We start from the raw sequence: 21,205 nt of genomic DNA on the forward strand, positions 1-21,205 counted from the left end.
GGTTACTTCTTTTTGTCCGGCAGCGCCTCGTGAGTCTTTTCGCGGATATGAGCTTTGAGTCCGGTTCCGAGTGATACGGCGGATTCTCCGAATTTATCTCGCAGTTTATCGGCTGCGGAAAGAGCATCTTTCCAGCGCTTTTGGCGATCGCCATCCAGGAGGTCGAGTTGTCCGGGGTCGTTGGAGAGCGACCCGGCATGCACGCCCAACAGCCGAATCTTCTCGTTTTTCTTCCAGTTGCGGCGGAAGAGTGAGCGCACGGTCTCGAAGATCTCCGTGTCAAGCTGCGTCAGTGTACTCAGCGACTGGGCGCGGGTGATGGTTGTGAAATCGCTGTAGCGCAGCTTCAGTTGGATGGTATGCGCATGAAGCTGATGCTCGCGCAGGCGACGGCCGACCATCTCGGACAGTCGGGCGAGCGTGGATTCGAGGACCTGGCTATCGGCGGTATCGTCGTTGAACGTGTGCTCATGACTGATGGATTTCGGGTCGGAGTCGGTCCCGATTTCTTCGTCGAACCAGCCGCCGGCATCGAGTCCATGCGACTTACCGGCCAGAGCAAGTCCCCACTTCCCAAACCGCTCTTCGAGAAAGTTCTCGTCAAGCTTGGCCAGATCACCCACTTTGCGGATCCCCAAGTCGTGCAGGTTCTTTTCCGTAACCTTGCCGACGCCGGGAATCTTCCGGACCTGTAGCGGCGCTAGAAATCGCGCTTCTTCAGTCGCGGGGATCCAGAGGACGCCATTGGGCTTGGCCTGATCGGAAGCAACTTTGGCGATCAACCGTGAGGTACCGATTCCGATGGAACAGTTGAGTCGTGTTTCGGACTTTACCTGCTGGTGCAGAGCATGCGCGGCCGCGAGCGGAGGCCCGTGAAGGCGCTCGGTGCCGGTCATCTCGAGATAGGCTTCGTCAATGGAAGCCATCTCAACCTGTGGCGAGAACTTCTGGAGAACGCTGCGGACCTTGTGCGACTGCTCGCGGTAGCGCTCCGGATGCCCGTACACGAATACAGCGTGAGGACACAGCTTGTGCGCGGTGCGCAGCGGCATAGCCGAGTGCACACCGAACTTGCGGGCTTCGTAGGATGCGGCCGCCACCACGCCGCGCTCGTCGGCCTTTCCGCCTACGACGACGGCTTTGCCCTTCAGCGACGGATCAAAGAGCTCTTCAACGGAAACGAAGAAGGCGTCCATGTCCACGTGGAAGACCGTACGATGGGCGGCAGTGGACATAGGCCAATTCTAAGGCCACACCCTGTTAAAAACTAAAACTCAGAGAGACTTCGATTCTTTCGCCACTTTCTCTACTTCCCGGAAAACCCGCAGCAGGTTTCCGCCAAGAATCTTCTTGATCTGCTCCTCAGTGTAGCCTCGCTCCACTAGCGCTTCGGTGATTTTTGGCAGATCGGCTACTGAATCAATACCTTGCGGCAGGGAAGTGATGCCGTCGAAGTCGGAGCCGAGGCCGACATGGTCGATGCCTGCGACCTTTGCCACGTGATCAATCTGGTTGATCAGCGAGTCGAATGGCGGGCGCGGAATACGAGCGGCCATTTCTTTTTCGACGTCAAACTGGCCGACTTTGTCCGGATCCTGACCCTGAGCACGCAGGTGATCCTTCATTTCCTGTACGGCCTTCTCACGCTCGGGCTTCTGCGCTTCATAGGCCTTGCGATAGTCCTCATCAATGAAGCCGGAGTAGAAGTTGACCATGACGACGCCATTGTTCTTCGCTACGGCGCGAAGCATGTCGTCGGTCATGTTTCGGAGATGGCTGTTGAGCGCACGAGCCGACGAGTGCGAGGCGATCACAGGGGCTTTCGTCGTTTCAATCACGTCCCAGAATGTCTTATCGGAGACGTGGGAGACGTCCACCATCATGCCGAGCCGGTTCATTTCGCGCACAACTTCGCGGCCAAAGTCGGTGAGGCCGTTGTGGTGCTGGACTTCGGGTTTATCGAGGTCGCCGGAAGAGTCGGCCCATTCGTTCGTATTCGCCCAGGTGAGCGTCATGTAGCGGACGCCGAGTCGATAGAAATTGCGCAGGATGCGAATGTCGTTTTCGATGGCGTGCCCGCCCTCAACGCCCATCAATGACGCGAGGCGCTTGTGAGGGCCGGTGCGTGCCTTCACGATGTCTTCCGCCGAGTATGCCATCACCATCTTGTCCGGATGTAAACGCGCCTGCTCGTAAACGGAGTCGATCATGTCGAGCGCGCGCTTGGCGTAGCCAGTTTTAATCTGCGGGCTTACCCAGATAGAGAAGAACTCAGCGCCGAGATTGCCCTGCTGAACCTTGCCAAAATCGAAGTGCCCCTGGGTGACGGGGGTGTCGGTGGCGAGATCGAAGTTTTCGTCCACGAAGCGCCCGGGAGTGTCCGCGTGCGTGTCAATGACGATGGCGGAGTCGTGGATCGCCCGCGCGTTGGGTTTCCTGGAAGTCTTGGTTTGCGCCGAAGCCAGCGCGCATGCCATGAAAACAGTGAGTAGCAGGTAAGTTTTAATCGGTAGCATCCGTAGCCACTTGTTGTGATTCGCGCCATTCAGTATAGCGGTCGAACACGACAACGTGGAATACGGGTTGACGACGTTCCTCAATCGGGTCGATGAGGCCGAGGTTCTTCAGTGGGAGGAAGTATTCCTCGATCCACTTGTGCTGCTTGCGGCTTAGACCGCGCTTTGAGATATCGAGCGCGATTCCCGTGAGGTGGGTGGAAGCCGTGTCTCCGTCGATCGGGCCGGCATTGCGGTTACGGCGCCGGAGTTTCTTCTGCTGTTCCACCGTGCGGATAGCCGAGTTCACCTGGATGGGCTTCTTAAACTCGTCATAAAAAGCCTGGCTGAAATCTTCGATGAACTTCTTGGTCCAGGGCCGGCAGTAGCGGCGATTTTCCAGAAGGTTCGGAGCGATCCGCAGGGCCGGGCTTTCGTCCAACTGCACGAGTTCTTCGTTGTAAATGATCTGTTCAAGTTCCTCGTCGTCAACGATGCGAGGTAGTTCGAGTTCGTTGATGATCAGGTTCTGCTTGACCAGCATGTCGTGCGAGCCGCGGAACATGGGGTTCCAGCGGAGATGGCGAACGCGGCGGTGTTTGTGACTCGAACGTGTGTTGCGCTTTGCGGCGAACGCATCAGCCGCGAAGACGACGAGCATCAGACAAATGATCCCAGTAGCACGTTTACAACGAGTCACGAATAGCCCTCTGAAGCAACCATTGAATGTGGAACTAAGGCTTGTAGTGTAGCCCAGAGATGCTGAAAACGTACCCCAGAAATTGGCTCATTCGGCGTTTTTGACCGTCTCGAAAGTGATAGGTCCATGGTTACGTACGTTCCGGTCTTTCACCGTCATCCAGAGTAGTTCCGCAGGTAAATACGATGCGGATCAGCGCGTTTCAGTAGCCAGAGATATTGCTGCCAATGGTGTCAGGTGGGGCTTATAATGTGCGGCACTTGTGGGGGTTACCTTCGTACCGGAGGCCGTATGCGTTCGTTGTGTCGAATCCTGCCTGTACTGTGTCTTTTCTGTTCCTTTGCCTTTGCTCAACATGATCAGCATGATCACCCAGCCGGCGATGCTTCAAAGCTCGGAAAAGTGACCTTTGCGAATTCCTGCGCGCCTGCGGTCCAGGAGCAGTTCAATCGTGCCGTCGCGATGCTGCATTCGTTCTGGTACGACGAGGCGAACCGGCAGTTCCGTGCCGTTGCGGATCAAGATCCGAAATGCGCGATCGCGTGGTGGGGCGCTGCGATGACCAACTGGCATCCGCTGTGGGAACCACGTGGACCGAATCCGGCGGACATGAGAACCGGAAGTGAGGCCATCGCGAAGGCGTCGTCAATCGCAGCGTCATCGAAGGTGACACCGCGGGAGAAGCAGTTCATCAAGGCGCTATCCGCGTTCTACGACAACTACGGTACAGTCGATCATCTGGAACGCGTAGTTGCATACGAACGCGAGATGGAGACGTTGCACAAAGACAATCCCAAGGATACGGAATCCACTGTCTTTTACGCCCTCGCTCTCTTGGGAAGCACCAGTTCGCTGCCACCGGACAAGACTCATGCTCGTCCTAGAAAGGCTGGCGCTCTTGTCGAGCCGCTACTAAAGACCGATCCGTCGCATCCCGGTGTGGCACACATGGTGATCCACGCGTATGACTATCCGGATCTTGCGCCGAAGGCGCTGGACGCCGCTCGCCTCTATGCCAAGATCGCGCCGGAGGCTCCACATGCTCTTCATATGCCGTCGCACATCTTTACGCGGCTGGGACTGTGGCAGGAATCAATTTCGTCGAACTTGGATTCAGCGGCGGCGGCTCGCAAGCATGATCTCCCGAAAGACGAGTATCACGCGCTGGACTACCTTGAATTCGCCTACCTGCAAACAGGACAGGACCAGAAAGCGCATGATGTTTTCCAGGGAAAGGGACTCTCGGCAGGAGTGGACGCCCTGTCCTTCCAGGGAATCTTCTCTGTAGCCAGCATGCCCGCTCGGTACGTACTCGAGCGTCGGCAGTGGGGCGAAGCTGCCGCGTTGCCTGATCCGAGCGGCTTCCCAGGCGGACGCTACGCGTGGGCTGACGCATCGATCTATTACGCTCGTGCGCTTGGCGCAGCAAGGACCGGCAAGCTTGACCAGGCTCGGCGCGATATCGAAAGACTTGCTGCCGCGTACCAAACCTTGAAGGGCGTAAAGGAAGACTACTGGGCCGGACAGGTGGACATTCAGAAGACCGCCGCGTCCGCGTGGTTGGCATTTGGGGAGGGCAAGAAAGCTGAGGGCCTCGAACTCATGCGCAAGGCTGTCGCCCTCGATGACGCTGCCGACAAGCATCCGGTGACGCCGGGTTCGATCGTTCCGACCCGTGATCTGCTCGGGCAAATGCTGATCGAGATGAACAAGCCCGAAGAGGCGTTGGCGCAATACGAGCAACTGCTCTCGACCGAACCAAACCGCTTCGCTGCCTTGTACGGTATCGGACACGCGGCTGAATTGGCGGGGAATTCCGAGAAGGCGCGTGAAGCCTACACGAAGCTGTTGGCTATGACGCAAGGTAGTGACCGCGCAGAAGTGCGTGCAGCTAAAAAGTTCGTGGACGAAGGCGGCAAGAAGATGGCTAGCGGGAACTAACGCAAAAAAAAGGCGGCCACTTCGGCCGCCACTCTCTCAACTTCGCTCTCTGGTTATGCCGAGTCGCCCTTCAGCGAGGTCGGGCGATTGGTAAGTGCGCCCTTGATGTAATCGCGGTTCATGCGGACGATTACCTCAAGCTGAATTTCCTTCGGGCAAGCCGCCACACATTCGCCGATATTCGTGCAGTTCGCGAAATCTTCAATTCGCATCTGCTCGACCATCGCCATTGAACGACGATCGCGTTCAGGCTGGCCTTGCGGTAGGTGTCCGAGGTGGGAAATCTTCGCGCCTGTGAAGAGTGCCGCGGCTGCATTCGGGCATGCCGCCACGCACGCTCCGCAACCGATACACGCGGCGGCGTCCATGGCGAGGTCAGATTCCTGCTTCTGTACCGGGATGGCGTTGCCGTCGGGCGCACTGCCGGTAGGGACGGAAATAAATCCCCCGGCTGCGATGATGCGGTCCAACGCTCCGCGGTTCACGGCGAGATCCTTCACGATAGGGAAGGCCTTGGCGCGCCACGGCTCCAGGTAGAGCTCGTCGCCGTCTTTGAAGTGGCGCATGTGAAGCTGGCAGATGGTGGTGCCCTTGTGTCCGCCGTGCGCCTTGCCGTTGACCATCATGCCGCACATGCCGCAGATACCCTCGCGGCAATCGTGGTCGAAAGCAATCGGATCTTCGCCCTTCTCAATCAGGCTTTCATTCAGGACGTCGAGCATTTCCAAAAACGACATATGCTCATTGACGTTGGGCACTTCGTAGCGCACCAAGCGTCCCTTGTCCTGCGCGTTTTTCTGTCTCCAAACATGAAGTGTAAGTTTCATTTTTACTTGTAGCTCCGTTGAGAAGGATGCACGTACTTGAATTCCAAAGGCTCCTTGTTCAGCGCCGGGGACTGGCCGGGGCCCTTGTATTCCCATGCCGCAACGTACGTGTATTTGTCGTCATCGCGCATGGCCTCGCCTTCGGGTGTTTGATATTCCTCGCGGAAGTGGCCGCCGCACGATTCATTGCGGTTTAACGCATCCAGGCACATCAGTTCGGCGAGTTCGAAGAAGTCAGCCACACGGCCCGCTTTCTCGAGCGACTGATTGAATTCCTCGTTCGAGCCGAGCACGCGGACATTCTTCCAGTACTCTTCGCGCAGCGCAGGGATCAATCCCAGCGCCTTCTGGAGTCCGGTTGCGTTACGGCCCATGCCGCAGTATTCCCACACGATCTTGCCCAGCTCGCGGTGGAACGAATCCACGCTGCGCGTTCCCTTGGTGCCGAGAAGACGGTTGGTGATATTGGTGACGTTCGCCAAGGCCTCGCGGACTTCAGGGGCATCGGCGGAAACCGGACCGGGCTTGGCGGTCGCCAGGTAGTTGCCGATGGTGTAGGGAAGAATGAAATATCCGTCTGCCAGGCCTTGCATCAGCGCGCTGGCGCCGAGGCGGTTTGCGCCGTGATCGGAAAAGTTCGCTTCGCCACCCACGAACATCCCCGGGATGGTAGACATCAGGTTGTAATCCACCCAGAGGCCGCCCATGGTGTAGTGACTCGCCGGGTAGATGCGCATCGGAACTTCATACGGATTCTCGCCGGTGATGCGCTCGTACATTTCGAACAGGTTGCCGTAGCGCTCCTCGATCTTGTGCTTGCCGAGACGCTTAATCGCATCGGCGAAGTCGAGGTAAACGCCGAGTCCCGACGGGCCAACGCCACGTCCGGCGTCGCATTCGGCCTTTGCAGCACGCGACGCGATATCGCGCGGCACAAGGTTGCCGAAGCTGGGGTAGCGACGTTCGAGGTAGTAATCACGCTCGTTTTCCGGAATTGAATTCGGTACACGTTTGTCGCCCGCATTCTTCGGAACCCAGATGCGTCCGTCATTACGAAGCGATTCCGACATCAGCGTCAGCTTCGACTGGTATTCACCCGCTACCGGAATGCACGTAGGGTGGATCTGCGTGAAGCACGGATTCGCAAACAGGGCTCCACGCTTATACGCGCGCCAGATCGCTGTTGCATTGCAGCCCTTGGCGTTCGTCGAAAGATAGAAGACGTTCCCATAGCCGCCCGTCGCAAGAATCACGGCGTCAGCAAGGTGAACCTCGATCTTTCCGTCCAGCAGGTTGCGCGTGACAATGCCGCGTGCCTGGCCGTTGATGACGATCAGGTCGAGCATGTCGCGGCGCGAGTACATCTTCACGGTGCCGAGCCCGACCTGGCGCTCAAGCGCCTGGTAGGCGCCAAGCAGAAGCTGTTGGCCGGTCTGTCCGCGTGCGTAGAAGGTACGGGACACCTGCGCGCCGCCGAAGGAGCGGTTGTCGAGATTGCCGCCGTATTCGCGCGCGAACGGAACGCCCTGCGCCACGCACTGGTCGATGATGTTCACGCTGACCTGCGCGAGCCGATAAACGTTGTATTCACGAGCGCGGAAGTCACCGCCCTTTACCGTGTCGTAGAAGAGGCGGTAGATGCTGTCGCCGTCGTTGTGATAGTTCTTGGCGGCGTTGATACCACCCTGCGCAGCGATGGAGTGCGCCCTGCGTGGGCTGTCCTGATAGCAGAAGCACTGGACGTTATAGCCAAGCTCTCCGAGACTGGCGGCCGCAGCGCCACCCGCAAGACCTGAACCCACAACAATGATGTTGTACTTGCGTTTGTTTGCGGGATTGATGAGCTTGAGGTCGAATCTATGTTTGTCCCATGCCTGCTCAATCGGGCCGGTTGGGACATTGGATTTCAATTCCATATTTCAGCGCTCCCTAAACAGGCTCACTTAATAAAGCCGGCCATCACAGCGACCGGGATCGAAATATTGCCGACAGCAATCAGAATGGCGATAACCTTGGCCAGGTTCTGGATCACCGGCGAGTACACCGGATGGCTGAACCCGAGCGTTTGGAACATGCTCCACAATCCGTGGTACAGGTGGTAACAGAGCATGATCATCGCAATGATGTAGAAGACCGATACCGGCCACACCTGGAATCCGGTCACAACATTCTGGTACACCTTGCCGTGCTCGAACGGTCCGCCAGGATGAACCACCCCGAAGGTGAAGTGCAGCAGGTGATAGATGACAAACGCGAGGATGATCGGACCGCTCCAGTACATCGTGCGTGACGCGTAAGTCGAATGCAGGTTTGCTTTCTTTACGTACTGAACGGGGCGGGCTTCCCGATGCAGCAGCCACAACTGGAACGATGACCAGATGTGCAGGATCACCGAGAGAAGCAGCACGATGCGCGTCGCCCAAAGCAGCGGGCCAAGCTTTCGCAGGGTGACGGCATATTGATCGAGCTTCTCTGGTCCCTGGAAGACCTGGAGGTTTCCAAGAAGGTGGCCGACGACGAAGCCGAACAAGATAATGCCGGTGACGGCCATAATGGCTTTCTTTCCGACAGTCGTCTGCCAGAATCGAAAGCTGCCGGGCTGGGCGATGATCGCGCTAGCACTCATGGATCGTTGTCCTTTTTGTCTGCTGTGACAGATCTAAATGGAGGGTCGCATGCAAATGGGCATACGAATAATCGATCGTCAGCAGGCTGGAGACCGATGTTGCGCCTGCCTGGATCGTCTCAAATCTTGCCGTTGTAGCTACGGATGATTCCATAAAGATGGAAGTGTATGAGCAGAACCCTTCATTATTCGCGGCAGTAACGATCGAAGTCAAGAAAGGAAGCGAACTTTCAAGACATGCCGACCTTATCATGACAACACGAACGCTGTGATTTGCCCTGCATTCGCCATCACCGGGAAAGGTGACACGGAACACATTGTCGCTGGTTATCTCGTCTGGTAGAAACGCTCGGCCCAGTCGAGCATTGCGAGCAGCGCGCGTCCGCGATGGCTTACGGTCGCTTTTTCTTCGGGCGTGAGTTCCGCAAAAGTCTTGCCCAATTCGGAGAAGTAGAAGAGCGGATCGTAGCCGAATCCGCCGCTGCCGCGTGGGGAATGTAGCATCACGCCTTCCGCTTCGCCACGGAATGTAGCCAATGTCTTTCCATGTTGCGCAACGGCGATCACGCACACGAAGTGTGCGGTCCGCTTCTCATCAGGGACTCCGGCGAGTTCTTTCAGCAGTTTGGCGTTATTGTCTGTGTCGGTGGCGTTCGGGTGTGCCGGACTGGACGCGAATCGCGCCGAATGGACTCCCGGTGCTCCATTGAGTGCGTCCACTGCAAGGCCTGAATCGTCAGCCAGAACGATTTCACCATCGGAGTATTGGCTGTAGAACTCGGCCTTCTTGCGTGCGTTGCCTTCGAAGGTCGGCTCATCCTCCACTACCGCGGGCAGAGTTGAGAACTCGGGAATGCCGCCAATCTCGATGCCGTGTACGCACGCGGCACCTGCGAAGTCGCGAAGTTTGCCTGGATTCGATGTCGCCACAAGAACTCGACGCATGCTCTCAGTGTAATTGACGTAGTCTCACTCAAGCTGCTCGATCGAGGTTGGTATCTTTCTGGCTTTGATCGAGGCTTCCATGGATGGTCAAGTCCTGGGTAGTCGATCCATACGTGATGTCGTCGCGCTCACGCGTCTCTCTCAGGATGTGTTCCAGCAGGAAGCTTTTCGCGGCGCGGCGCTTCTTCGGATCGACGATATAGCGCATGGTGAGCGTCACGAAATTGCTGTCGAATGAGACGTAGACGTGTGGCTTTAGTTCCACGCTCGGCACCAGGAAGTAATGGTCCATCTGCTTCAACTCGCCTTCGGCTTTGTTCAGGAACTCACGGGTGTACTCTTCGCCGCTGGAAAGCATGATCCGAGTCGCCGTATCGATGTTGCTGCGGTAGGTCATCGGCAACTGAATTTCATCCCATATGTAGCTGAAGTTCTGGGTGTAGTTGTAGACGGGCGTACCAAAGATTTGCGAGTTGCTGAATTGCACAATGCGTCCGGTGGCCTGGTCAGCGGAAATCCAATTTCCGATCTCAAGCATGCGTGTGTAGAAGAACCCGACGTCGATCACATCACCGCCGATCTTGTTGATTTCAATTCGGTCACCCACGGAGTAAATGTGGCCGACGAAGATCGCAACACGTGCAGCAATGCTCAGCAAAGGCTCACGCAGGGCAACCGCAAGCCCGGCGCCAAGGATTCCGAAGAAGGTGCTCTTGTTCTCTATCAGTCGCGCCCAGAGCACCGCAATCGCCGCAGCCCCTAGAACGAGAACAGCCGTATTCAGGTACTGGTGACGGCGGTACCGTTCCTTCCGGTCCTCAATCCTGTCGATCATCTGATCCCCGGCGTACTTCGCTACAAACGCGAGTACCACGACGGCGACCGAGCCCAGGATTGCATACGGATACGGTAGATGACCCATGCAATGTGGGATGCGCCGCACCAGCGCAAGGAAGTAGGGGTATCGGGTCAGAACGATGCAGCGAAGTGCAAAAGATCGTGTTCCGATGGAACTGGAGTCGCTCCGGGCCGGGAAGCGACCCACGATGCTACCCGGTTTGCGAACTCGTTGATAACGTCGAGAGATGCACCCTTTCGAAGCTGGTGCGCCATGGCGGCGGCGAAAGCATCCCCGGACCCGACGGTATCTATAACACCAACCCGGAATCCAGGATGTTCCGATGCACCATCCCTTGTCACCAGCCAACTGCCATGAGCCCCGCGAGTCAAGCAAACGAGTTCCAGTCCGAACTGTTCCAGCAGCAGTCGGCAGTCAGTCACCGGATCGTCAGTCGCAGGTAACCCGAGTGTCTGAAGTACGACAGGTAGCTCATTGTTGTTCAGCTTGGCGACGGTCGCGAGGGCAAAGCCGGTCTTGAGGACGGTCGGACTGAAGAACGCCTGGCGGAGATTGGTGTCGAAGATGCGGAGACAGCCTTCCCGTGACGCACGCAAAAACCGTTCCGTCGTATCCCGGGATACCTGGTTCCTTTGTGCCAAGGAGCCAAAACAAATTACGTCAACCTGTCGTGCGAGTTGTTCCAGGTCTTTATTCCACGTAAGGAAGTCCCACGCGATCTGTTTTGCAATTTCGAAGCTTGGCTGCCCGTGCTCATCGAGCGAGACTTGCACCGTCGAGGAGGGATGGTCGTCGTCAACTTGAATGTAATTGGTATCCAGGCCCAGTTGATCGCAGTACGCGATGGCCTCGCGCCCAAGTTCGTCATCACCCACGGCGCTGACGATAATTCCACGATTTCCAAACAGGCTGCTGATATAGGCAAAATTGCTCGGGGCGCCACCGAGTTGCTTGCCTCCGGGCAGGAGATCCCAGGTCAACTCTCCGATTCCAACCACCAGCGGCGCTCGTTCGGTTTTACCGCTGGACACACCGCACCACCATACAGGTAATGTCGTCGTGCTGAGGAGCCGTGGCAACGAAGGCCTCAATGTTCGTCATCAGGTGTCGAATTGCTTCCTGGGCGCTGGTATTGGGAACCATCTGGAGTACTTTAATCAGGAGTTCTTCACCAAATTCCTGCCCGGCGACGTTCTGTGCCTCTACCACTCCATCGGTATAGATCGCTAGCGTGTCATTTGGTTCGAGGTGAATGCGCCCGGACTGGTACTGCGCATCCGCAAGTATTCCAAGCGGAACGCCTCCTTCGTTGAGTTGCTCCACCCTTGATCCGCGCAACAGCAGGGGAGGGTTGTGTCCCGCGTTCACATACGAGAGAGAGCACGTCGCTGAGTCGTATTCAGCCAGGAACGCAGTTGTGAAGCGCGTGCCCTGGATGCTGTGATCGCAAGCGTAACGGTTCAGTCCCGTGACGAGATCGAGCAGCGACGGAGAAGCAGCAGAGAGTGTTTTCAAACTGGCCTGAAATGTCGCCATCAGCAGCGCGGCGGGCATACTTTTTCCGGCAACGTCGGCGATAGCGATCAAGTATTTGCCGGATTCTGATCGCGGAACCACGTCATAGTAATCCCCGGCAACTGTGTTCGCAGGTCGCGTGAAGAAAGCGATGTCCAGTCCGGGAACGTCCGGCGGCGTGTCGGGCACCAGCCAGTGCTGAATCTCGCGTGCGATCTCCAGATCGCGTTTCATCGTTACGCGATCGGCGGTCTCCAGAATCAGAATCATCAGGATGATCAATCCCCCAATCACCCGAATCCCTTCATTGGAACCGCTCACTCCGCCGTCGGTATTCACCTGCACCACGGGCACGATCAGAAGCAGAAGGCCGATCAGTAGTAGCACCCGCTTCGCCGGGGATAGTTTCATCAGGATGGCCCAGAAGAATTCCCGCGCCGTGTACCACCAGTTGTTGCGGGGAATCACATCGGGCCGTCGTGCGTCCACCTCTTTCGAGTAGAGGCGGTAGCCGGTTCGCGCTTCCGTTTGGAACTGGGACCATAGTTGCTGCAGTTCCAGTCCTTCGGTTACACGGTGCCAGAATCCACGCACGCGCTGAAACAAATCTTTGCGCGGGGGCGGTGGGGAAGGCTGCGCGAAGCCGGGTTGCGTTGTTGCCATCGACCAATTATAGGCACGGGAATTACACAAGTAACAAAGAAGAAATCAGAAACAATCGAAACTCGCCACAATAGAGCGGGTTCAAACCGTCAGCACAGATGGGTTAAGTGCTGAGGGTTTCCAACATGAAGAAGCTTTTCACTGGAGCATTGCTTTCTGCCTTTCTGCTGTCTGGTGTGGCGGCATTTGCTGAACATCGAAACGTACGCGAGGTGCGGCATGACCGCCGTGAAATCCGCCGCGATGTTCGCGACTTGCGTGGCGACCGACGCGACTTCCGCCGTGACGCTCGCGATCTGAGAGCCGACCGCTTTGAGTATGCGCGCGACCGCCGGACGGGCAACTACGGCGACCTGCGACATGATCGCCGCGAGATTCGCCAGGACAAGCGTGAACTTCGTGGAGATCGCCGTGACATTCGGCAGGATCGGCGAGAGATACGCGGCGACCGCCGCGAGCTGTGGCGTGACCGGCAATAGTGGAGTCAAGAAGAAAGGCCTCCGGCGAACCGGAGGCCTTCGTGTTTTACACGCTTACTGGCAGCCCGTGAAGCCGAGCACAGGAGCGTTGGTGGTAGTGCCTGCGGTAACCGCCAGCGGCGCCGCACTCTTCTGCTCAGAGGGAGTGCAGTTCACCGTGTTACCCGAGTTCGGAACGAAGGCAAGCGCATCCAGCAGGTAGGTGGTTGCGCCTGCTGCCTGCGTATAGGTAGTGCCGGCTGTCGCGAACGCACCGATATTCGGATTCAGCGCTGGTACCTGGATGGTGTACGAAACACACTGAGTATTCGCGGGGCACGCGGCATCGGTCTTCGTGGCGAGGCTCAACGTCGCCGATGAAGTGGCCGCCTGCGGTATGGTCACGCTCACGTTGCTTCCGCCGACCGAAACCGTCTGCAATGCAGCCAGGCTGATGTCAGCCGACGTTCCGGCATTGGCAGCGTTCTGCGTGGTTACCTGGCCGGTGATGGTCGCCGGACCAGTACTCGTTCCGGTTTGCGCAATCAGCGGCATGTTGCCAACATTGTTTCCAGGCTGTACGCCGGTGGTTACTGTCGCTGCATAAGCGACACCCTGTCCGTCGATCGCTGTTGCAACCACGTAATAGGTACCGGCCGCAACAGGACAGAAGACGAATCCACCTGTGCCGTCGGGAACGGTTTCCATGATCACTCGTGCGATTCCGTCCGTGCCAACCTGTTCGAGTGCGACCACAACCTTGCCGCCAGAGATCGCCGCCTGGCTGGTTGCGTTGATGATCTTACCTTTAATGCTGGATGCGTCCAGGCTGACCTGTCCCGCATGGAGCACCGGTTTCAAACGATATTGTCCATTGCCCTGAATAACGATCGAGGCGCAGGCATTGAAGTCGATATTCAGGTCACGCGAGGACCCGCCTTCCACCGTGAATTGCCCACCTGCGATTTGGCCAGCAGGAATCTTGATGCCGGTCTGAGATTCACTGGAAAGGTTGAGAGTGTGTTTGCTGCCGTCGCTGCCGAGCACTACGCAGTTCGCAGCATTGTTGTTGCACTTGTTATTAGGGACCTGGTTCGCTTTGCTGTTATCCAGCAGGATCACGCGGATTTGCTGGTAAGAACCGGCTTGAATCTGAATATTGGAGCCGAGGCTGGCCAGCAGGCATGAGGTATTCGCCGTTCCCAGCAAGTCGATTTGCGTTGGAGTCAGGTTCGGCGTTAGGTCGATCCAGCCAGAATCGTTGGCGCCGGCTGTTGAGCTCTGGTGGATTTTAACGTCGGCAATCGTGACATACACATTGCTGTACGGACCCTGCGGTGCCATACAGGTTGCCGGATCGCTGATTGAGAGACTGACTGTTCCCGTAGTTGCGTTGCGCGATGAACTTCCACCACCACTACATGCTGTGAAGATGCTTAAACCCAGGAGAGCAAGGACTGCCGCGAGCACAAAGGCTGTCCGAAAACGCATGAAATACCTCCAAAAACTAACATTGGATTACCGTGCTGTTCGGACGAGGGGGCGCATATTGCGGTAAGAGAATTCTAGCAGCTTCTACTCTGAACGGCAGTTACACAAGTGCATGTCATAGCTATGGAGTGAACATTCAATAGCGCCGATTTCTGCCTTTTCGAGGGAACTTGTAAGAAATATATGGGGAAGAACCGTGTCGCCTAAGGAGGGCAAAATTATGGCGCGCCCTGAGAGATTCGAACTCCCGACCTTCTGATTCGTAGTCAGACGCTCTATCCAGCTGAGCTAAGGGCGCGCTGTGTTTCGATTATAGCAAAGCACCTTTTGAGGAAAGCGTTGTTGGACAACATCACTGAGGAAAACCGCCGCAAATGCAATCGGGGCGCCCCTTAAACTCTCTGGCCGAAAGTCTTCTGGGGAGCGCCCCGTTTGCGCGCCACTTCGTCTGCGGTTATCTATTGCATCCCCTATGCCAACTCGTAGCCGTTGAAAATAAAGGACATTCACCCGATGCAGGTAAAAAATGGCAGGTAGGAAATTCCATGCCCGGGAAATACTTACGAGCGACTGCCGAATCAGGCGAGTTGAAGGCGCTCTTTCAGGTCGACACCGGCACGGCGCAACAAAGCGGCCACCGTATCTTCCTTCATTCGCGAAGCGTCGAATTCCACGCGGACGGTGTTCTCCTTTTCGTTGAACTTCACACTCCGGATACCGTAAACCTCGCGCATTGTATCGATTGCACGCAACTCATCGGCTCCAGGCTGCTGCCCATATCGGAAAACCACGTCTAATGAGGTCATTGCTAGCTCCCGCTCAGTTTCCTGTAATAGTTCGCTCGTCTAAGAATCTAATATAGCTTGAGCGACATCAGCAACTTAGAGGCACTGTAAGGTTTCACATCCTGCTACGTCAGCAGGTGTGAAAGGCAGACTCGATGGAACACAATCACACAAACCTACCGATTCTCACTCCCAAGGCGACAGGCGAAATCGACCCCGTATGCGGGATGACCGTAGACCCCGCCAAGGCTCGCGGTACGGCCGAATACAAAGGGAAGACCTACTACTTCTGTTGCCCCGGATGCGTAACAAAGTTCAACGCTGACCCCGAGAAGTACTTGAAAGGTGCTTCAGCTCCCGCAATGGTCATGCTGGGGTCCATCGGAGCTGCACAGACGAAAACCGTCACCGATCCCGTTTGCGGCATGAAGATCGACCCGGCGAAAGCGGCGGGGAAGTACACCTACAAGGACCAGACCTATCACTTCTGCAATCCGAGTTGCGAGACGAAGTTCAAGGCCGATCCTGAACGTTACCTGAATCCTCAGAAAGCGACGCCTGCTCCTCCTGCTCCGAATGGGACAAAGTACATCTGCCCGATGGACCCGGAAGTGATCTCCGATAAGCCAGGCGCATGTCCCAAGTGCGGCATGGCTCTTGAGCCTGAGCTCTCGTTCGCTCCGGCGCAGACGAAGTGGACATGCCCGATGCATCCCGAGATTATCCGCGACGAACCCGGCGCCTGTCCGAAGTGCGGCATGGCTCTCGAGCCGATGACGGTTTCCGCCGAGGAAGAGAACCCCGAGTTGCGCGACATGAGTCGGCGCTTCTGGATTGGGCTGGTACTTTCTCTTCCGCTCGCCCTCATGATGTTCCCTGGTGTCTGGCATCGGATTCCACACCAGGTCATGCCCTGGATTGAGTTTGCGCTTGCCAGCCCTGTCGTCCTCTGGGCGGGATTGCCATTCTTCCACCGCTTCTGGTCGTCGCTGGTGAATCGCAGTCCGAACATGTTCACCCTGATCGGACTCGGTGTCGGTGCAGCCTATGGCTACAGTGTGGTAGCGACGGTTGCGCCGGGTATTTTTCCTGAGTCACTGCGAGTTGCGCACGGACATCCCGCGGTCTATTACGAATCGGCCGCCGTCATCGTTGTTCTTGTGCTACTCGGGCAGGTGCTTGAACTGAAAGCGCGCAGTCGCACCAGCGCGGCGATTAAAGCTCTACTTGACCTCTCGCCAAAGATGGCGCGTCGCATCGAAGCCGACGGAACGGAGAAAGACGTCGCGCTCGACCAGGTGCATCCCGGAGACCGTCTTCGCATTCGACCTGGCGAGAAGGTTCCCGTCGATGGCGTTGTAGAAGACGGCACCAGTTCGATCGACGAATCCATGATCACCGGCGAATCGTTTCCGGTCGAAAAGAAGAAAGGCGACCGCGTGATTGGCGCGACGGTGAACAGCACCGGGTCGTTGATCATGAAAGCCGAACGCGTCGGCGCGGAAACCATGTTGGCGCAGATCGTAAAAATGGTCGCCGAAGCGCAACGCAGTCGTGCGCCAATCCAGAGACTCGCCGACAAAGTCTCTGCCGTATTCGTTCCGACCGTAGTTACCATCTCGATCGTCACGTTCTTTGTCTGGCTGTTCGTCGGCCCTGAGCCTCGCCTTGCGCACGCAATCGTCAACGCCGTCGCTGTGCTCATCATCGCCTGCCCATGTGCCTTGGGACTCGCCACCCCGATCGCGATCATGGTCGGGAGCGGACGCGGCGCTCAAGCCGGCGTACTCATCAAGAACGCCGAAGCCCTCGAAATCATGCAGAAGGTCGACACCATCGTCGTCGACAAGACCGGTACGCTCACAGAAGGGAAGCCTTCGCTGGAGAGCGTTGTCGCTTCCGGCATCTCTGAAACCGACCTCGTACGGCTGGCGGCAAGCGTCGAGCGCGGAAGCGAACACCCTCTGGCAGCGGCGATAGTCCGCGCGGCGGAAGCAAACGGCATCGCTCTCGCCAATGCCGACAAATTCCGTTATGCCACGGGCATGGGTGTTGCCGGACAGGTTGATGGCCGCAATGTCGCCGTCGGAACGCCTGCTCTCTTAAATCAGTCGGGAATTCAAATCGAGAACGCAAGCATGAACCGTGCCGACCAACTTCGGGCCGAAGGCCAAACGGTGGTATTCGTTGCCGTCGACGGACGCTTTGCCGGCCTGCTCGGTATCGCCGATCCGGTTAAACAATCGACCGCCGAAGCGATCCGCGGACTGCACAGTGAAGGCATTCGAGTGGTAATGCTCACCGGTGACAACCGCACCACAGCCAGCACAGTCGCAAAGAGGTTGGGTATCGACCAGTTCGAAGCCGAAGTTCTCCCGAATCAGAAAGCTGAACTTGTGAAGAAACTTCAGCAACAGGGACACGTGGTCGCGATGGCTGGAGACGGCATCAACGACGCGCCTGCACTCGCGCAGGCAAATGTCGGCGTCGCCATGGGTACTGGCACCGACGTTGCCATGGAAAGCGGCGGCATCACCCTCGTCAAAGGTGACCTCCGCGGCATCTTGCGCGCCCGCCGCCTCTCGCAGGCCACCATGCGCAACATCAAGCAGAACCTGTTCTTCGCGTTTATCTATAACTCGCTGGGTGTGCCGATCGCGGCGGGCATCTTGTATCCGTTCTTCGGATGGCTGCTCAGTCCGATCCTCGCGGCAGCGGCCATGAGCTTCAGTTCGGTCTCGGTGATTACAAATTCACTGCGATTGAGGAAAGTAGAACTCTAGGAAGGATCTGGCTCCTGGTAAAGGCCAGGAGCCAAGGTCTCTACAGACTCGTCAGATACTGCACAATCTCCGGACTCGTCCAGTCCACCGCGCCGATAAACTTCCGCCGCAAAATGCCTTTGCGGTCGATTACGAACGTCTCGGGAAACTTATAGGTCCCGTAGAGCGCATTCGATTTGCCGTCCGGATCCCGGACCGTCAGTAGGTCGACGTTGTGATCCTTGAGGAACTTCTTGTAGGCCGCTCCGTCCACGTCGGTGCTCACGGCCAGAACAACAACGTCCTTGTCCTTTACGCGTCGCTGCAATTCCACCAGCGACGGCATCTCTTCCACGCAAGGCGGGCACCAGGTCGCCCAGAAGTTCAGTACGACAATCTTCCCCTGCAAGTCGTGCAAAGCGACTTTTCGGTCAGAATCCTGGACAACGAAATCGGGCGCGGGGTTACCAATACGCGTTGGTTTGGTGCCGCTGTAACAACCGAACAGGCTTAACAGCAAGGTAATCGTTAGGATTGAGCGGATCACGCTTTTATAATAATGCTACTCACCATGGCCGCCAACTCACTTGGGGACAAGGAGCGACCAAAGCCGATCGTTTCGGTCATCGTGCCCGCACGAAACGAGGAAGTGTGTCTCGGCGAGTGCCTCACCTCGCTGCTCTACCAGCACGGCATTGATTTCGAGATCATCGTGGTGGACGACCACTCCACCGACAAAACCAGACAGATAGCCGAGTCGTACGTCGGAGTGCAGGTCATTCAAGCTGATCCTCTCCCCACTGGATGGACGGGGAAGAACAACGCCGCCCACTGTGGCGCGAAAGTCGCAAAGGGAGACTGGCTTCTATTTACCGATGCGGATACCGTCCACCGCCGTGGGTCCTTGCGGCACGCCGTGAGGGAAGCCGAGGAGCATGATGCCGACCTGCTCTCCTATTCGCCGAAGCAGGACGTGGTGACGTTCTGGGAACGCGCTCTGATGCCGGTCGTCTTCGCCGAACTTCGTAATCAATACCCGCCGGAGAAAGTTCGCGACCCCATGTCCCCCATCGTGGCCGCCAATGGGCAGTACCTGCTCATAAGTCGCGAGGCCTACAACGCCGTTGGAGGTCACGCCGGTGTTGCTGATCGTTTGCTGGAAGATGTGGAACTCGCGCGCAAGGTGAAGGAAGCCGGTGCGATCGTGCGCTTCCGTTACGGCCGCGATGCGGTAAAGACCCGGATGTATCGCAGCCGTCGGCAGATGTTTGAAGGGTGGACGAAGAATCTTGCTTTATTGTTTCCCGCCACGCTCAAGCTTGCGTTGCTTCGGGCCGGTGAATTTCTCGTTTTCCTGACGGGAGTCGGTGTCACGGTCTTCAGCTTCTACCGTTACTCGCTACACCTCTTCCTCATCGGCCTTGCTATCGGAGTGCCTTCGGCATTGAACTTCTTCCTTCGGATTCGTCGGGCGCACTTCGGTTGGATCAATTCCATCCTGGCAACCGCCGGGCTGCCCATGTTTGTGTTACTTTTGCTGCGGTCGCGGAATCAGTACATGCAGAACGATGTAGTCTGGAAGGGACGCCATTACGCTCCCGTGCCGCGGGCCAAAACCCCGCCACGTGAAGAGCCTGTCACTGCGAAATGAGCCAATACGTCTATCTCACGCGGAAATGTGAGTTTTCCGCCTCGCATTACTATCACAACCCGGAATTTTCAGCCGAAGAGAACCGCCGCATCTTTGGCAAGTGCAGCAACCTGAATGGCCATGGCCATAACTACACCCTGGAACTGACCGTGAAAGGGGAAGTCGATCCGAAATCCGGATTCGTCATCAACCTCGTGGACTTAAAGGAAATCTTGAACCGTGAGGTTCTGGATGTCTTTGATCACCGTCACCTGAATAGAGAAGTCTCCGAGTTTGCCACCCGGATTCCCACATCGGAAAATATCGCCATCTCCATTTGGAATCGCGTTGAGCCGAAGTTAAAAAGTCTGAGTGCAACGATCTATCGCGTCCGCCTGTACGAGACGCCCGACCTGTTTGTCGACTTCTACGGTGAACCATGAAGGTGTACTTGAACCGCCGTTACATGTTCTCCGCTTCGCACCGGTTGCATAGCCATACGTTCTCCGAGGCACAGAACCGTGACCTCTACGGCAAATGCAATAATCCGCACGGACACGGGCATAACTACACCATCGAGGTCTCCGTGAGTGGGCAGGTGGATCCGAAAACAGGTATGGTCTGCAATCTGGTCGACATCGACGAATGTGTGAAAGCGCAGGTTTTGGAACGCTACGACCACATGAACCTGAACCTTTTACCGGAGTTCAAGGAACTGGTGCCCACAACCGAGAATCTCTGCGTAAAGATCTACGAAATTTTGAAACGTGAATTCCATGCCGCTCATCTTGAAAAAGTAAGAATCGAAGAAACCATGATGAATTCCTTCGAATACGCGGGCGGCACAGAACCGCGTGGCTGATCGGAAGGGAACTGATGTCCAAGAATATCGTTGAACCTGTGGCGCTGACCGACGCCTCCTTCTCAGAACTCGTACATGAAATGATTGCCCGCCTGGGCGAAGATCCCTCGCGGGAAGGGCTGCGCCGGACTCCCGAACGAGTCGAGAAGGCGTACCAGCACCTTACCAAAGGGTATGGCGAAGATCCTGAGCACCTCTTGAAGAGCGCCCTGTTCACCGTAAATTACGACGAAATGGTGATCGTGAAGGACATCGAGATGTTCTCATTGTGCGAACACCATATGTTGCCGTTCTTCGGCAAAGTGCACGTGGCGTACATCCCGAACGGGAAGGTGATCGGCCTCAGCAAATTGCCACGCCTGGTTGAAATCTTCGCCCGCCGCCTGCAGGTTCAGGAGCGTTTGACGACGCAGATCGCAGAAACCCTGATGAAAGTCGTCCAACCGCAGGGAGTTGGAGTAGTGGTTGAAGCGCGCCATCTCTGCATGATGATGCGGGGAATCGAAAAACAGCACTCTGCAACCGTTACTTCCGCGATGTTCGGCTGCTTCCGCGATGAGAAAGAGACTCGGGAAGAGTTCTTGTCGCTCATTCGAAACCGTATTGGCAATGGCAGCTAGATTTCAACTGGAACTTTAACCCGGTT

Annotated in this window: 20 protein-coding genes and 1 tRNA gene; 7 read left to right on the forward strand and 14 right to left on the reverse strand. The window is 56.8% G+C overall.

The genetic code is table 11. The annotated features are described in order from the left end of the window. Positions 1-2: 2 nt before the first annotated feature. Genes dinB through VN577_02590 form a run of 3 tightly spaced genes read right to left on the reverse strand, consistent with a single transcriptional unit; the run spans position 3 to position 3,156 of the window. Entirely contained in the window at positions 3-1,235 is a 1,233-nt protein-coding gene (dinB, locus tag VN577_02580; GenBank protein HWR13685.1) for a DNA polymerase IV, read from the reverse strand. Positions 1,236-1,274: 39 nt separating this feature from the next. After that, positions 1,275-2,516 carry a dipeptidase gene (locus VN577_02585; protein ID HWR13686.1) on the reverse strand — a complete coding sequence of 414 codons (1,242 nt, stop codon included), beginning with the start codon at positions 2,514-2,516 and terminating at the stop codon, positions 1,275-1,277. Next, positions 2,503-3,156 carry a DUF5715 family protein gene (locus tag VN577_02590; GenBank protein HWR13687.1) on the reverse strand — a complete coding sequence of 218 codons (654 nt, stop codon included), beginning with the start codon at positions 3,154-3,156 and terminating at the stop codon, positions 2,503-2,505. Before VN577_02590 ends, VN577_02585 begins: the two co-directional genes overlap by 14 nt. Positions 3,157-3,597: 441 nt before the next feature. Here VN577_02590 and VN577_02595 point away from each other — a divergent pair, with 441 nt between their 5' ends. Then, entirely contained in the window at positions 3,598-5,136 is a 1,539-nt protein-coding gene (locus tag VN577_02595; protein HWR13688.1) for a tetratricopeptide repeat protein, read from the forward strand. A gap of 53 nt (positions 5,137-5,189) precedes the next feature. Here the strand turns inward: VN577_02595 and VN577_02600 are convergent, their stop codons facing one another. The 7 genes from VN577_02600 to VN577_02630 form a co-directional block, all read right to left on the reverse strand. Then, positions 5,190-5,963, reverse strand: coding sequence for a succinate dehydrogenase/fumarate reductase iron-sulfur subunit (locus tag VN577_02600; protein HWR13689.1), 774 nt, complete (start codon positions 5,961-5,963; stop codon positions 5,190-5,192). Positions 5,964-5,965: 2 nt separating this feature from the next. Next, positions 5,966-7,879, reverse strand: a complete 1,914-nt coding sequence (locus VN577_02605) for a fumarate reductase/succinate dehydrogenase flavoprotein subunit (protein ID HWR13690.1) — start codon at positions 7,877-7,879, stop codon at positions 5,966-5,968. Positions 7,880-7,902: 23 nt separating this feature from the next. Beyond that, positions 7,903-8,589, reverse strand: a complete 687-nt coding sequence (locus VN577_02610) for a succinate dehydrogenase cytochrome b subunit (GenBank protein HWR13691.1) — start codon at positions 8,587-8,589, stop codon at positions 7,903-7,905. Between the two features lie 327 nt (positions 8,590-8,916). Beyond that, the gene (rdgB, locus tag VN577_02615) at positions 8,917-9,534 is read right to left on the reverse strand and encodes an RdgB/HAM1 family non-canonical purine NTP pyrophosphatase (protein HWR13692.1); all 618 of its coding nucleotides are present in this window, start codon (positions 9,532-9,534) and stop codon (positions 8,917-8,919) included. 28 nt (positions 9,535-9,562) lie between these two features. Beyond that, positions 9,563-10,456, reverse strand: coding sequence for a mechanosensitive ion channel family protein (locus VN577_02620; GenBank protein HWR13693.1), 894 nt, complete (start codon positions 10,454-10,456; stop codon positions 9,563-9,565). A 47-nt stretch (positions 10,457-10,503) separates the two neighbouring features. Further along, positions 10,504-11,424: a carbohydrate kinase gene (locus VN577_02625; protein HWR13694.1), complete on the reverse strand. Its 921-nt coding sequence runs from the start codon at positions 11,422-11,424 to the stop codon at positions 10,504-10,506. Continuing rightward, complete coding sequence (locus VN577_02630; protein ID HWR13695.1) at positions 11,411-12,571, reverse strand: PP2C family protein-serine/threonine phosphatase; 1,161 nt, start codon at positions 12,569-12,571, stop codon at positions 11,411-11,413. The genes VN577_02625 and VN577_02630 overlap by 14 nt, the downstream gene beginning before the upstream one ends. A 125-nt stretch (positions 12,572-12,696) precedes the next feature. On the opposite strand from VN577_02630, the gene VN577_02635 reads away from it, so the two are divergent. Further along, the gene (locus VN577_02635; GenBank protein ID HWR13696.1) at positions 12,697-13,050 is read left to right on the forward strand and encodes a hypothetical protein; all 354 of its coding nucleotides are present in this window, start codon (positions 12,697-12,699) and stop codon (positions 13,048-13,050) included. 54 nt (positions 13,051-13,104) lie between these two features. Here the strand turns inward: VN577_02635 and VN577_02640 are convergent, their stop codons facing one another. From VN577_02640 to VN577_02650, 3 genes are all read right to left on the reverse strand, one after another. Further along, positions 13,105-14,520, reverse strand: a complete 1,416-nt coding sequence (locus VN577_02640; GenBank protein HWR13697.1) for a DUF4382 domain-containing protein — start codon at positions 14,518-14,520, stop codon at positions 13,105-13,107. A gap of 221 nt (positions 14,521-14,741) precedes the next feature. Beyond that, positions 14,742-14,818, reverse strand: a tRNA-Arg gene (locus VN577_02645). A 280-nt stretch (positions 14,819-15,098) separates the two neighbouring features. Further along, positions 15,099-15,326, reverse strand: coding sequence for a hypothetical protein (locus VN577_02650; GenBank protein ID HWR13698.1), 228 nt, complete (start codon positions 15,324-15,326; stop codon positions 15,099-15,101). A 134-nt stretch (positions 15,327-15,460) separates the two neighbouring features. Between VN577_02650 and VN577_02655 the strand changes: the two genes are divergently transcribed. Next, the gene (locus tag VN577_02655; protein ID HWR13699.1) at positions 15,461-18,088 is read left to right on the forward strand and encodes a heavy metal translocating P-type ATPase; all 2,628 of its coding nucleotides are present in this window, start codon (positions 15,461-15,463) and stop codon (positions 18,086-18,088) included. A gap of 40 nt (positions 18,089-18,128) precedes the next feature. Here VN577_02655 and VN577_02660 read toward each other — a convergent pair whose 3' ends face one another. Then, entirely contained in the window at positions 18,129-18,614 is a 486-nt protein-coding gene (locus VN577_02660) for a TlpA disulfide reductase family protein (protein ID HWR13700.1), read from the reverse strand. Positions 18,615-18,626: 12 nt separating this feature from the next. Between VN577_02660 and VN577_02665 the strand changes: the two genes are divergently transcribed. Genes VN577_02665 through folE form a run of 4 tightly spaced genes read left to right on the forward strand, consistent with a single transcriptional unit; the run spans position 18,627 to position 21,179 of the window. Next, the gene (locus tag VN577_02665) at positions 18,627-19,718 is read left to right on the forward strand and encodes a glycosyltransferase family 2 protein (GenBank protein ID HWR13701.1); all 1,092 of its coding nucleotides are present in this window, start codon (positions 18,627-18,629) and stop codon (positions 19,716-19,718) included. After that, on the forward strand, positions 19,715-20,140 hold the full coding sequence (locus tag VN577_02670; protein HWR13702.1) for a 6-carboxytetrahydropterin synthase: 426 nt from the start codon (positions 19,715-19,717) through the stop codon (positions 20,138-20,140). The genes VN577_02665 and VN577_02670 overlap by 4 nt, the downstream gene beginning before the upstream one ends. Before the next feature lie 8 nt (positions 20,141-20,148). Further along, a complete protein-coding gene (locus VN577_02675; protein ID HWR13703.1) occupies positions 20,149-20,559 on the forward strand; it encodes a 6-carboxytetrahydropterin synthase in 411 nt (136 codons plus the stop codon). A 14-nt stretch (positions 20,560-20,573) separates the two neighbouring features. Beyond that, a complete protein-coding gene (folE, locus tag VN577_02680) occupies positions 20,574-21,179 on the forward strand; it encodes a GTP cyclohydrolase I FolE (GenBank protein HWR13704.1) in 606 nt (201 codons plus the stop codon). The last annotated feature ends 26 nt before the right edge of the window (positions 21,180-21,205 follow it).

Source organism: Terriglobales bacterium (genome assembly GCA_035561515.1).
In the GTDB taxonomy this organism is placed as follows: domain Bacteria; phylum Acidobacteriota; class Terriglobia; order Terriglobales; family Acidobacteriaceae; genus DATMXP01.

What these genes read in the sequence shown, in the direction of transcription:
- folE (HWR13704.1), top strand. Translation starts at nt 20,574, where the DNA reads ATGTCCAAGAATATCGTTGAACCTGTGGCGCTGACCGACGCCTCCTTC.
- VN577_02640 (HWR13697.1), bottom strand. Translation starts at nt 14,520, where the DNA reads ATGCGTTTTCGGACAGCCTTTGTGCTCGCGGCAGTCCTTGCTCTCCTG.
- dinB (HWR13685.1), bottom strand. Translation starts at nt 1,235, where the DNA reads ATGTCCACTGCCGCCCATCGTACGGTCTTCCACGTGGACATGGACGCC.
- VN577_02650 (HWR13698.1), bottom strand. Translation starts at nt 15,326, where the DNA reads ATGACCTCATTAGACGTGGTTTTCCGATATGGGCAGCAGCCTGGAGCC.
- VN577_02600 (HWR13689.1), bottom strand. Translation starts at nt 5,963, where the DNA reads ATGAAACTTACACTTCATGTTTGGAGACAGAAAAACGCGCAGGACAAG.
- VN577_02585 (HWR13686.1), bottom strand. Translation starts at nt 2,516, where the DNA reads ATGCTACCGATTAAAACTTACCTGCTACTCACTGTTTTCATGGCATGC.
- VN577_02590 (HWR13687.1), bottom strand. Translation starts at nt 3,156, where the DNA reads ATGCTCGTCGTCTTCGCGGCTGATGCGTTCGCCGCAAAGCGCAACACA.
- VN577_02665 (HWR13701.1), top strand. Translation starts at nt 18,627, where the DNA reads ATGCTACTCACCATGGCCGCCAACTCACTTGGGGACAAGGAGCGACCA.
- VN577_02635 (HWR13696.1), top strand. Translation starts at nt 12,697, where the DNA reads ATGAAGAAGCTTTTCACTGGAGCATTGCTTTCTGCCTTTCTGCTGTCT.
- VN577_02655 (HWR13699.1), top strand. Translation starts at nt 15,461, where the DNA reads ATGGAACACAATCACACAAACCTACCGATTCTCACTCCCAAGGCGACA.
- VN577_02610 (HWR13691.1), bottom strand. Translation starts at nt 8,589, where the DNA reads ATGAGTGCTAGCGCGATCATCGCCCAGCCCGGCAGCTTTCGATTCTGG.
- VN577_02630 (HWR13695.1), bottom strand. Translation starts at nt 12,571, where the DNA reads ATGGCAACAACGCAACCCGGCTTCGCGCAGCCTTCCCCACCGCCCCCG.
- rdgB (HWR13692.1), bottom strand. Translation starts at nt 9,534, where the DNA reads ATGCGTCGAGTTCTTGTGGCGACATCGAATCCAGGCAAACTTCGCGAC.
- VN577_02605 (HWR13690.1), bottom strand. Translation starts at nt 7,879, where the DNA reads ATGGAATTGAAATCCAATGTCCCAACCGGCCCGATTGAGCAGGCATGG.
- VN577_02670 (HWR13702.1), top strand. Translation starts at nt 19,715, where the DNA reads ATGAGCCAATACGTCTATCTCACGCGGAAATGTGAGTTTTCCGCCTCG.
- VN577_02620 (HWR13693.1), bottom strand. Translation starts at nt 10,456, where the DNA reads ATGGGTCATCTACCGTATCCGTATGCAATCCTGGGCTCGGTCGCCGTC.